Source organism: Peribacillus sp. CSMR9, assembly GCF_033141925.1.
GTDB classification, from domain to species: domain Bacteria; phylum Bacillota; class Bacilli; order Bacillales; family DSM-1321; genus Peribacillus; species Peribacillus simplex_A.
In genome coordinates, this window is sequence record NZ_JAOPHO010000007.1 from 68,010 (window position 1) to 80,504 (window position 12,495).

The following is a 12,495-nucleotide window of genomic DNA, read 5'->3' on the forward strand; positions in this document are numbered from 1 at the left end:
CAGAATTTACTTCAAATAGTGAACATTTAGTGGAAAATCATAAAAATAAAAAGAATCTTAGCTCGTCCGTGAATCCTCATGGCTGATAGTCCAGATTATTTATATAAAGAAGTTAGCTAATGACACCATTGGCAGTTTTAATATAGAACGACTTATGAGTGATATTAACAACATTAAAAACTGTACATATAACCTCCATAAACATGACCATCATGAATTAGCAAATACATAGTAGAGAAAATATAAAATTACAAGTGCTTTTAAGAACCAAATCTTTTCTCAATAATTTATCTAATAACTCTACCTTCTAAAGAAGAAAAAAACTGAGAGAGGGATAAAATGTATGAGTTTATTTAAGAAAAAAAGAAAAAACAGCATTAACCTCTCCTCATCCAAAGACGATCAAAATAAGGAAACAAACAAAGACTTGTTAAAAACAAGCCTTCAAGGAAACATTCAATATGTTAAGCAACAGCTTGGAAATAGCGGCGATATCGTGATTAGAGAAATACAAATTGGCAAAGGGCGAATCGTTAAAGCATGTATTTTTTATACGGATGGATTGGTGGACACTAATGCCATTCAGAATTTTATCATGGAATCACTCATGTTAGATATCCATCCTGATCAGGAGCAAATGATATCGTCTCAACAGAACGTTTTACAAGTATTGAAAGATCGCATCCTTTCGGTTGGAGACATACAGGATGTTACGGAATTCAATTCTTTATTTACTTCCCTGTTATCAGGGGATGTTATTCTCTTATTGGATGGATATCCACAAGGGTTTACAATCGGTATGCGTGGTGGAAAAGACCGTGGTGTAACGGAATCCACCACGGAAAGCGTCGTTCGTGGGCCAAAGGAAGGTTTTACTGAGAACTTGCGGACCAATACGGCGTTAATCCGCAGAAAAATAAAAACCCCCCGACTTTGGTTGGAATCGAAAAAAATTGGAGAATTGACCAAAACCGAAGTAGCGATCATGTATATCGATGGAATTGTGAATGACAAAGTCGTCGAAGAAGTGCATAAGCGTCTGAATCGAATCGATATCGATGGAATCCTGGAAAGTGGGTATATTGAGGAATTGATTCAAGATGAAACGTTCAGTCCCTTCCCGACTATATATTATTCGGAACGCCCTGATGTGATTGCCGCCGAGCTTTTGGAAGGGAAAGTTGCCATACTAGTGGACGGAACGCCGATTGTTCTAGTCGTTCCTGCACTATTCATCTCCTTTATTCAGGCTGCGGAAGATTATTATCAGCGTGCAGATATTAGCACCCTGATTCGTTTTCTTCGTTTTTTTACTATTTTTATTGCTCTACTAGGACCATCCCTATATATCGCTATCACCACGTACCACCAGGAAATGTTACCAACCCGACTGCTGATCGGTCTAGCCTCTCAACGAGAAGGAGTTCCCTTTCCTGCATTCATTGAAGCCCTCATGATGGAAGGGGCGTTTGAAATCTTGCGGGAAGCTGGTTTACGAATGCCAAAAGCTATAGGACAAGCTATTTCAATTGTAGGGACACTGGTGATAGGAACAGCGGCAGTAGATGCTGGAATCGTATCGGCTGCCATGGTAATTGTTGTTGCAATCACGGCTATTTCAAGCTTTGTGCTTCCTGCTTTTACCATGTCCATGTCGATTCGAATGCTCCGTTTCCCGATGATGGCGCTTGCCGCTTCTTTTGGCATATTCGGGTTAATCGTTGGGTTCATCGCAATTGTTCTTCACATGTGCAGCTTGCGTTCCTTTGGGGTTCCCTATATGAGTCCTTTTGCTCCTTTTATCAGTGAAGACATTAAGGATACGTTTATTCGGGTACCTAGAGGGGGGATGTTTTCTCGCCCCCGTTTAATCAACCAGAAAAACAATAAACGCGAACAAGTTTCGACAGCACCGAAACCGCCGCGGAATAACATATAAGATTGAAACCAAAGTTATGTAATGGGCATCAAAATACACAAAATGCTTCTATTCAGATTGGATGAAGTCAAAAGCTACCAAGTGGTATAAGTTGGATTGGAAATAAACAATGTTGATGTAAGGTTGATACAAAGATATGACCGTACGGTATCCCATTCTGTTATAAAGCAATTAGAGAAAGGAGTAGTTAATAGTGGCGGGTGTTGCAGGAATCCTTGTCATCGTCGCTGGGATTATCGCGATTGATGTTCCTTATCTTTTGAGGAAAAAATTAAAAAAGGAACTATGGATATTCTCCATTATTCTACTATTCGGAACCGCGTTAAGCGTTGCCCAAGCACTGAATATCAAGGTTCCCAATCCACTAGATTGGGTTACAGCTATTTATAAACCGCTTTCTGACATGATTGAGAAAGTATTGAAGTGAAAAAAGAACAAAAGATGTTTAAAATGGAAAAATAAGCAAGTGTGTCCGATTCATATCGAGTATCTAAACGAACTTGATCAGAAAGGGAAAGATTTCGAAAGCGGACCTTTCATGGATGGTTCAGGCTACTTTACAGAAACACTTGAAGAAGCGCATTCATGTCTACATTATGATCCACAAGTCGATCATAATGTAGACATGAATTAAAAATTGGTCAATTTAATAACGAATGGCTAAAAGAAATGAATCAGTGTGATTCGGAGTAATGAGGCCTTCAAAACGGGAGCTGGAGACAGTTCCTTTTCTTTTCCGCTAGATGATGGGAAAATCCTTGGTTTATTCCTTTGTGTGGTATACCAATTAGGGGCCATGTGCAAATAGATTCCTAAAGGCTTTCATGAAACACAACGTAACCCCATTTCTTGATAAAGCAAACCAATTACTTGATCTTTTCTAAAAAGGAATTACCAACCGTACCTACGTGCCGTATTTCTCCTTCTACATTTATATTTACAGGCAAGTTCTCAAAACTTTTATCCCAATCTTTTTTTAGTTTTTTCCAGGCTTTAGGATCAGCTCGATGAATCGCCTCACCAAATCCAAAAATGTCTACTTTTTCATTTTTCTGTACCTCTTTTATTGCCTTTTTGAACGACTCCTGCGCTCCTTTTTCATAAATTTCCTCCAATTTTTCAATCGTTTCTGGTTTTGTCAAATCAATATGACATTCGACTTCACCTAAATTGCCTTCCACATGAATATTTAGATCAATCTCAGGTTTTCCATTCTTTATCTTACCTTTCATTTCCGTGTTTGACCTTTTCACTTCATACACAGCTTTTCCACCTTTAGGACACGGTAAATTCACAACAGTACTTTTCTCCTTGTTTGTAATGACGTTATACGTTTTGCTTTGATTCTCATCTAACCAGCCAACTAATTTATCATATTTAAATACCGCTAATTTTTGAAAATGCAAACGAGCGGGGGGATCAATCATTTCTATATTCTGTTTGCTTAAAGAAGTTTTTTTGTCTCCTTTTATATCTGCTTGGATTCCTGTTAACACCGGTTGTTTTCCATCACTTACAATATCGGCGACCAGATCGTCTAACTTAACGAAACTTGTCGCTGACCATGCAGTTGCTGAGACTTCCAGGGCATCAAATATCTGATTTGCAGGGATTTTTTCTAAAGAAGTGGGCACCTTCAGGATCTCTTCTGCTCTCATTCCCTTAGCTACGACGATATAAAAATCGGATCGCAGTTCCCAGTCCCTTGTGAGAAGATCTAACGGTTTACCAATTCCTTTTTTCGCTAATGACTCACCAATCACGAGGATTCGAAGATGTGAGGGATATATTTTTCTTGGGGATTCCTTGGTCATTTTGCGGAAAGCCTCAAAGACAGTTTTCCCTTTCGCCTGATAGATGACTGTTGGTGATGCACCGGAACTTCCACCGCTTTTTCCCGTAGCTAATTCTCCTGGATTTACCACTTGGGCGGTTAAGAGAAATTGATCATCCTTTGTACTATCTAGCCCTATTGCCAGCGCAATAGCTAGTTCATTCAATTCACGACGGTTCCAGCAACCTGTAGTGAATAACAGGAATACGATTAGCATGATAAACAGGGTATAGCTCCGTTTCATAGACGAGACTCCTTTCGCTCTATTCATTTATAGGGGTTCAGCCGAGAAGAATATAGTTATGTAGAATATCTATACTCTAAAAATCTGAAGTAAAGAAACGTTTTTTACTTTTGATGTATTTTTTTTCGGAATGCATTGACTGTTAATAAGAGAATAGGAAAAACAAGTCCGTACGTTGAAACATATAGGGGCCAAATTTCTTTATCAAATTTGATTGAATGGGCCACATTGGGATGTATAAGTACTGAAAGCGAAACCAAGACCATCCCTAAAGGTAGCGTAAGCGGCCGGTAATTCTTCATATTAAATGTATGTGCAAGACCTATAACAGAAGCGTAAAAGTAAAAACTCATTTTATAATAAATCGAGATAATCCACATTATAGCCATTATTGCTTCAATCCTTTGGAAAAAATCGCCAACGTTTATTTTTCTGGCCAAAATATAACTTGGATACGTGTTTCTGGCACTAGCATCTGCACCTAAAACTATAATAGTTAAAGCGATTATGATGAGTAAACAGATTCCGGCGATTAGTACTCCGATAAAAAAGGCTTTTTCTGCAGCTTTTTGTTGATTCACTGAAACAGGAAAAATCATTAATAAAACAATCAATGGCAAAGAAAAAAAACCTGTAAAAAGAAAAACAGCATGAATCATCGGTTTTATTCCTGCTTCAAATACCGGTTGTATATTTTCAAACTTATATTGAACAGGAGGTAATAATATTGAAACCACTAGAATTATGAATAAAAAAACAAAGATAGGAAATAACAATTCTGCAGAACGAGCCAATGTTTCAAGACCAAGTCGAATTCCCATTATTAAGATGCATGCGAAAAGAATAATGATCGCTTCAATTGGTGTATCAGGCATAATCTGTGTAGTTAAGAAGTTCCCAACATAAAGCAATAATTCTGACGTTGAGTAAAGTGAAAATAAAACAAACGAAAGAGAGACTGCCTTACCTAACCATTTGCCAAAAATTGTTTCATTGATTTCTACCAGTGTCATAGTAGGGAACATCCTGCCTACGGCGATATATAAAGCCACCAGCAATAAACCTATGCCTATACCGAATACAGCTGCAATCCAAGCATCTTGTTTTACCTCTTGAGCCATGATTCCAGGAATCACCAAGATGGTCGTACCTACAGAAAATAGAATAACTATTATTGCAAATTGTCGAGTGCTAATTTTGAAATTTTCCACTATATCCCGACTTCCCATCGCTGATTATAATTCTTATTGTTGCCTTTGTATTGTTAGAATAAACTCTTGCCTTTTAGAAAGCGTTGATACATCTAGGCTTTCAAAATTCTTTAGAATTTCTTGTGGGCCAATACATCTTCATTTGAGCCTCAGACAACCGGAACTAATCCACTTTTAGCTAATTCTCTATAGTCGATATACCATCCATCTTTATACATAATTTGGATGTTTTGTAACGCCACCTTTTATCCGAAAGTGTAACTTTCTTCCAAATTATTCGTCGGTAATGTTAAGAGAAGGAGGAATACCGATGAATCGAAAAAAAGTGATACTAATTTTCAGCTTGTTTCTTTTCCTGGGGGCATGTAGTAGTAATGATAAAGAAGAATCCTTACCGAAGTCACAGGAAGAAAAAGCGGAAAGTAAAATGGACTCCTCTTTATCAGGGGAACAGGCTTCTGATAAGAAGGCGGAAAAAGAGGCGGCAACAAATGATAGGATGGTCATCCACCAAGCACAGCTTCAGTTGAAAGTGAAAAATCTAGAAAAAACACAAATGAAGATTGAAAGAAAGGCGAACGAATACGGCGGCTATATTGTAGAGTCCAATGTATACAGGGAAGATGAAGAGAGGGTAGAAGGTACGATCACAGTCCGGATTCCGGAAGCTCGTTTTCAGGACTTTCTTGTCGTTACCGAGGGGCAGGCTTCAGAAGTGGTCGGAAGGAACGTGACAGGCCAGGATGTAACGGAGCAATATGTAGATTTAAAAGCAAGACTGAAGTCAAAGCGGGCTGTGGAAGAGAGGTTACTTGCATTCATGCAGGACGCTAAGAAGACGGAAGATTTGCTGAAAATATCATCCGATCTTGCCGCGGTTCAAGAAGAAATCGAGCAGCTGACCGGTCAAATGAAGTATCTTGAAAACCAGACCTCATATTCGACGGTTACAATCACGTTATCACAGGAACGGATCGTGGTACCGGGTATTGATAATGCAAAACTGGATACATGGGAGAGAACGAAGAAACAACTTGCAACAAGTGCGAATTTATTACTTAAAGCGGGCTCAGGGATCATTGTTTTTATAATAGGAAACTTGCCGATCCTCATTGTTTTAGGCGGAGCTGGTGCGGTGGTACATTGGGCGATGAAAAGAAGGGGTAAAAGGTAAAAGGCAGAAAAAAAGAGGGTGCCCAAATTCGTTTTGGGCACCCTCTTGCATTTATCCTTTTCGTTTATTCAATCCGGTCACATAATACAGGACTACCAACAGGACGATCCAGATTGGACCAACGATAAGAGCAATTCTTGTATCTGCAGAAAAACCGAGTATAACCATTACGAATACTAAAAAGGCTAGAGTGAAATAAGAAGTGAATGGGAAAAGTGGCATCTTGTAAGCTAAGCCTTGTTTTTCTCCCGGACTCATTTTCCGTCTAGAGATGATCTGTGTGACAAGTATGGTTCCCCATGTCCAGAGTGCACCAAATGTGGCGACACTTGTAACGTAACTGAAAACTTTCTCGGCTTCCATGTAGTTAAGGTAAACACCGAAAAGTAGAACTACAGCTGAAACGATAATGGCAACGCCAGGAACGCCTGACTTTGTAGTACGTTCGAAACTTTTAGGTGATTCACCTTGCTGCGCTAGGTTGAATAACATTCTTCCTGTACTGAAGATCCCGCTGTTACAAGATGAAAGGGCCGCTGTCAGTACGACAAACTGAATGATTCCTGCTGCGCCTGGTATACCGATTTTATCAAACATCATAACGAATGGGCTGTCTTTTCCATTCATTTGATCCCACGGAGTAATCGATAGAATGACTGTAAGAGCTAAAACGTAAAAAAGTAAAATTCGATAAAAGACGGTATCGATGGCTCTTTTTAAAGATTTTTCTGGATTTTTGACTTCACCTGCGGTTACACCGAGCATTTCAATTCCCAAATAGGCGAACATGACCATTTGGAAAGAGAGGATGACACCGGATATTCCATTAGGGAAAAATCCACCATGTTCAACTAGGTTACCGAATCCAACCGCGATTCCGCCGTTCCCCAGTCCAAAGATAATCATCCCGAAGCCAAGAACGATCATAAGGATGATTGTAACTATTTTAACTAAGGCGAACCAAAACTCCAATTCACCGTAAGCTTTTACAGCAAGAAAGTTAATCGTTGTCATGATGGCAAGTGCGGCTAACGCCCAAGCCCATTGTGGAGTCCCAGGGAACCAAAATTGCATATAGATTCCGACTGCCGTAATTTCAGCCATACAGGTGGCAATCCAAACGAACCAGTAATTCCAACCGGTTATATATCCGGCAAGAGGACCGACAAATTCACTTGCATAGCGACTGAAAGAGCCTGCGACTGGATTTTTGATCGCCATTTCCCCTAGTGCCCGCATGATAAGATAGATCATAAGCCCGCCGATAGCATAAGAAATAATAATGGCTGGGCCAGCTAATTTAATCGCAGATGCCGATCCGAGAAATAAACCGACTCCAATTGCTGCGCCAAGAGACATTAATGCGATATGTCTTTCTTCCAAACCTCTATGCAGTTGAGATTCTTTGGAGTTTTGCATAAGTTTCCCCTTTTCTTTTGGAGTTTAATTTTCTCTATCTAGCATTTTATCACTAGTAGAGCTGAATACATATTATTTATTGATTTTTCACATAATATTACAACTAAATAATATATTTTAATAGAAAGTTTGTAAAGTATAAAAATGAAAACGCTTACTATAAAAGGTGTTAGCAATATAAAAAAAGTTGTAATTTTTATAATATTAAAATAGATTGCTATTTAAATAAAATATAATTATGTGATTTTTCTAAAAATTTAGACTTTTAAATAAGAAAAAGCTGTCCCATAAAAAGGAACGGCTTTTTCGTTTAATCATGACAGGTGGCTGAGGGCCAATTCCGGGTGATCTATGAAAGGGTTGCGATTATCGATCATAGTAATTTTTATTATAAATGATTTCATTTCGATTTCTTTTCGTTCAAAAGTATCTGCTGGGTCCTGTTCGTTCCATTCCAGCAGGACCGCCAACTTTCCATGATAGGGATTGGTGAAGCTGCTCACTTGATTATTTAGTTCTAAATCAATTTCACCACTTTCACCGTAATAAACGGCCATATAAAACAGCATTCGAGCAATTTCACTGTTCATTCAATTCACGAACCTACGCTACGTTAACTCCCTCTACGTTAGAACTGAAAATTTTAATTTTTATCATGATCAAAAAGAAAGCTAGCAATGCAAACACAATTCCGCTCCACATGAGTTGATGTATTCCTAAGTGAGAAATAAACCAACCACCAATAGACGCCCCTAAAGTAATTCCAAGATTTGAAAATGAGACAAACAAGCTATTGCCGAATTCAGGTGCTTCGTTCGCTTCAGTTGTCAACCATGTTTGACTGACAATTAGACCACCAGAATGAACTATTCCCCAAATGAAAACCATTAGAATCATCGGAATTAAATAAGAGCCTAAATAATAAGCGAATAAATAAATTACTATGTATAGAAGGGGAAACATTATAACGGTCTTAGTTATGCTTTTTCGCAAGAATCCACCAAATAAAAAATTCCCAAAAATCATGATTAGACCAAACGCCATCAACATTACACTAATCAAAGAACCATTCATTTGTGTTAATTGTCCAAGATATTCGGCAAAGTAGCTGTATACAGAGAACATTGCTGCAAAGATAAACATAACGGCTGCGATGTTTAACCATAATCCCGGTTTACGTAATATTCCAAGCTGCTTGCCATAAGACATTTTTTCCTCATTAGGCATGGAAGGAAGCCACAATAATATTCCTACAAAAGCAATCGCATTTACAACAGCCCCAAATAGGAAAGCAGTTTCTAACGAAAACTTTTCCGCGAAATAAGAAGTTAAAGGTACACCAAATGCAAATCCGAAAGTAATTCCGGCAAAAACCTTTGTAACTGCTTGGTTACTTTTTTCCGGAGGAACAATTTTGGCTGCAGTCACAAGGGCTATTGAAAAAAAGACAGGATGAAAAATGGCGGGTAGTATACGGAAAGCTAGCATGATATCAAATTTCGTTGTACATGCATAAATAATATTTGAAATCGTGAACATAAATACTGAGGTTAATAGAATTACTTTACGATTAATTCCAGAAGCGAGTAAGGTCAAGAATGGACCTGAAATGGCAACAATTAAAGCAAATATACTTACAAGTAAACCTGCTTGTGAAGTTGTTATATTAAATTTTTGAGTGATCTGGGGTAGGACTCCCACAATACCCATTTCAGTTGTAATAATGCCGAATACGCCTAGAGCCAACATAATAATAAGCAAAGGGTTAACTGTTTTCATTAATATAAATCTCCATTCCTATTGTATATTCCTTAATTTATATACAGATTAAAATCATTTATAAAATTAAATATCTGTATATCTAGATATGTAAAAACAAAAAAAGAATGACCTCCTTTACGTTTATTTTATAGTTCTTTTTGAATGTACTCGGAAAATTCATGTATTGTTTTTTCATTCCGACGATAATAAGTCCACTTTCCGATTCGCTCAGACTCCAACAGACCAGCTTTTTGCATGGTTAACAAATAACTAGAGATGACAGATTGGGCAAGCCCCGATTTAACCTGAATATCTCCCACACATACACCAACTTGAAAATTTAGACCTTGTTGAAAATAAGGCTTTTCATTAAAGAACTTCTCTGGATTTTTTAGCCATAGCAAAATTTGACGACGTGTATCGTTTGATAAAGCTTTATAGATTAATGTAGGTTCCATATAAATCATTATATCTATTTTTATAGATTTGTAAATGCAAATTTACCGTTTTCACTAATGCGGAATTTGAAGATGCGGAAATAGTAATACGAAAAGAAGTGAATCTATGTAGTGAATAAGCTCTTATCAAAGGCGACTTTAGTAGTCCTTTCGATATTCCTGTACGGTCATCGATGATTTCGTGCAAGGGGGAATCTGAGCATATAGGACAGCATAAAACTTGGTTTAGCTTTGTGAACAGGTCATTCTTCCATAAATCGATTCGTTCCATTTCCATATAAATCGGTATGTACGGTTATTCCTTGTTAATTGTCAAAGATGGGCGAATACAGCCTGTGAAGGTTTGCAGAATTTGGGGAAATAGCCCGGGAAATATCGAAGGCTGTTATGAAAATGGCATGAATACTAAAAACCGTCAGCATCACTGACGGTTTTTTTTACTCTTTTTTATAAGAAGACTCTGAATGAAACTTAATAACAATGATCCGATTAAAGCTCCCCAAAAAGAATGTATGACAAAGCCACTGACTACATAGGAAGTGATTTGGAATGTGAAAGCATTGATAATGAAAGAAAACAATCCGAACGTCAGGATGGTGATCGGCAATGTGATAAGTTGTAGAATGGGTCTAACCAGCAAGTTCATGATTGATAATATAAAAACCGCCAGCAGGGCTGTGCCATAAGATTTAATCGTGATGGAGTCGAGAAGCCAGTCAATAACGAGCAATACCAGCCCGTTGATAAGAAAACGCATTATTATGTTCATGAAAAACTCCTCCTGAAGTCACTATACTACAAGTCCATTATACTAAAACTTCGTGAATTTCAGTTAAATGTTTGCAGAATTGTCACAAAAAAAGAGGGATACGGATTTGTATTCCCCATAAGAGGAAGACCCATTTTGGGGGCCATTTTTTCTATCTAGTTGTTGGCAATGATCTTTTCGAATTCACTTAATTCCAATGTGTTTTTCAGCTTTGGATTGGTGTTTAAGGAAAGCAGGGCACTTTCGATGAGAAAGATTCGCGGATCGCTGCTTTGTAAAAGTTCCTCTTGGATAAAGTGAATTAATTTTAAGTTTTTTACCCGTTCTGCTTCATCAACTTGACATAGTTTCAAGATCATCTTTTTTAGATCATTTGCAGAGTGCAGCAGTGCTGTATGAAAATCCTGCTGTGTATGGAAGCACTCCGGCAGCCATTGCTTGATAAGATCGGGTTCTAAAAGCTGTGCGTTTGACTTGCTAACATCTTCGAAGATGGTTTTAATCCTGTCCACACAATAACGGATAATTTCAGTAGGGTTGAATTCGGGCTCTTTAGCCAGGGCATTAAAATGAATCGTTTGATGCATCATCCCCGAGTAAAGAATGGCACAGTCCAAAATATAGGGTTTTTTCTCAGTACCGAAAATATCCAGAAACCGTTTTGATAGCCAATGTATATGCTGGAATTTAGCATGTGTAATGAAGTTCTTAAGTTCTGTATCATTTGAAATCATTACTTCTTCATATAAGGAAAAGAGTTTATTACTTTTATTGGAGTGCATTTGTAATTCAGATTGTTTGATGAATATTTCAATATTTGAAAGGTTTTGCCCAATTAGCAATTCATTCCGCTCTTTTTCGAATTTTTCTTGCGTAGATAGGAAGACTGCCTTAAGCAATTCGCTTTTAGAAGAAAAGTAGTTATAAAATGTTCCTTTTGAAATGCCGCTATAATCTAAAATATCCTGAATGGATGTTGCTTGATAACCCTTTTCAATAAATAATTGGTGTGCATATTTTACTACCTGCTGTTTCCGCTCATTCATATATTTATATCACCCTTACTTTTATTGGACGGTCATTTTAACGTAATAGTATCTTATTTTCTATACGAACACAAACCAGTATGTTTACAATTTCCCCAGCATAATAAGGGCGATGGCTTCTTATGGACACTTTGTTTCAGTGACTGCTTGGGAATGGATCAGGACTGTTTAAATCAACTCACAAAAGCGATGAAAAATTAAGTTCCATGCATCCTTCTTTTCATTATGTAAATAAAGGCTAATGAAGTGAATAAAGTCACAGGGAGAACCATCGGGTTTGTTATAAAATAAATAGAATGAAATAGGTACAGTGGCATCATTTCAAGAAAGCATAAATGGATATCCGTTCCGATTCTCGATTACTATCCCATTAGTGGGAGAAATGATAAAATCACTTGTCATGAAGGAATATTGGGTATGAAGGTCGTATACCATTATTAGGAATTCCATTATGGGGACATGTTTTATACCGTCAGTGTTTGTACTTCGCTTACTTTCCGTATTCTGGATATACATAAAGTTATAAATTAATGAAAAAGGATAATGAATTGATTATTATATTAAAATTATTATAAATAAGTATTGATTTTTTCCTGAGAAGCTTTATCATTATATACATAAATAATAATGAAAAGGTGGT

At 37.5% G+C, this 12,495-nt stretch carries 11 protein-coding genes and 1 pseudogene; 4 read left to right on the forward strand and 8 right to left on the reverse strand.

Annotated elements, in window-relative coordinates:
- Positions 1–343 precede the first annotated feature (343 nt).
- From N9I19_RS06650 to N9I19_RS06660, 3 genes are all read left to right on the forward strand, one after another.
- Complete coding sequence (locus N9I19_RS06650) at positions 344–1,939, forward strand: spore germination protein (RefSeq protein ID WP_317777313.1); 1,596 nt, start codon at positions 344–346, stop codon at positions 1,937–1,939.
- A gap of 193 nt (positions 1,940–2,132) precedes the next feature.
- Positions 2,133–2,366 (forward strand): hypothetical protein, encoded by a 234-nt coding sequence (locus N9I19_RS06655; protein ID WP_289319445.1) that lies wholly within the window; start codon positions 2,133–2,135, stop codon positions 2,364–2,366.
- A 39-nt stretch (positions 2,367–2,405) separates the two neighbouring features.
- Positions 2,406–2,573, forward strand: coding sequence for a YciI family protein (locus tag N9I19_RS06660; RefSeq protein WP_317777314.1), 168 nt, complete (start codon positions 2,406–2,408; stop codon positions 2,571–2,573).
- Between the two features lie 232 nt (positions 2,574–2,805).
- Here N9I19_RS06660 and N9I19_RS06665 read toward each other — a convergent pair whose 3' ends face one another.
- Both N9I19_RS06665 and N9I19_RS06670 read right to left on the reverse strand, forming a co-directional pair.
- Positions 2,806–4,044, reverse strand: a complete 1,239-nt coding sequence (locus N9I19_RS06665) for a Ger(x)C family spore germination protein (RefSeq protein ID WP_317777315.1) — start codon at positions 4,042–4,044, stop codon at positions 2,806–2,808.
- A 77-nt stretch (positions 4,045–4,121) separates the two neighbouring features.
- The gene (locus N9I19_RS06670; protein WP_317777316.1) at positions 4,122–5,228 is read right to left on the reverse strand and encodes a GerAB/ArcD/ProY family transporter; all 1,107 of its coding nucleotides are present in this window, start codon (positions 5,226–5,228) and stop codon (positions 4,122–4,124) included.
- Positions 5,229–5,538: 310 nt separating this feature from the next.
- Here N9I19_RS06670 and N9I19_RS06675 point away from each other — a divergent pair, with 310 nt between their 5' ends.
- Positions 5,539–6,402: a DUF4349 domain-containing protein gene (locus N9I19_RS06675; RefSeq protein WP_317777317.1), complete on the forward strand. Its 864-nt coding sequence runs from the start codon at positions 5,539–5,541 to the stop codon at positions 6,400–6,402.
- Between the two features lie 51 nt (positions 6,403–6,453).
- Here the strand turns inward: N9I19_RS06675 and N9I19_RS06680 are convergent, their stop codons facing one another.
- From N9I19_RS06680 to N9I19_RS06705, 6 genes and pseudogenes are all read right to left on the reverse strand, one after another.
- Positions 6,454–7,821, reverse strand: a complete 1,368-nt coding sequence (locus tag N9I19_RS06680; RefSeq protein ID WP_284469371.1) for an amino acid permease — start codon at positions 7,819–7,821, stop codon at positions 6,454–6,456.
- 314 nt (positions 7,822–8,135) lie between these two features.
- Positions 8,136–8,411, reverse strand: a pseudogene (locus N9I19_RS06685) (endonuclease); the annotation flags it as partial.
- Positions 8,412–8,424: 13 nt separating this feature from the next.
- The gene (locus tag N9I19_RS06690; protein WP_317777318.1) at positions 8,425–9,600 is read right to left on the reverse strand and encodes an MFS transporter; all 1,176 of its coding nucleotides are present in this window, start codon (positions 9,598–9,600) and stop codon (positions 8,425–8,427) included.
- Between the two features lie 128 nt (positions 9,601–9,728).
- Positions 9,729–10,040, reverse strand: a complete 312-nt coding sequence (locus N9I19_RS06695) for an ArsR/SmtB family transcription factor (RefSeq protein WP_061466277.1) — start codon at positions 10,038–10,040, stop codon at positions 9,729–9,731.
- A gap of 421 nt (positions 10,041–10,461) precedes the next feature.
- On the reverse strand, positions 10,462–10,809 hold the full coding sequence (locus N9I19_RS06700) for a phage holin family protein (RefSeq protein WP_061465392.1): 348 nt from the start codon (positions 10,807–10,809) through the stop codon (positions 10,462–10,464).
- A 155-nt stretch (positions 10,810–10,964) separates the two neighbouring features.
- Positions 10,965–11,855 carry a TetR/AcrR family transcriptional regulator gene (locus tag N9I19_RS06705; protein ID WP_317777319.1) on the reverse strand — a complete coding sequence of 297 codons (891 nt, stop codon included), beginning with the start codon at positions 11,853–11,855 and terminating at the stop codon, positions 10,965–10,967.
- Positions 11,856–12,495: the final 640 nt, after the last annotated feature.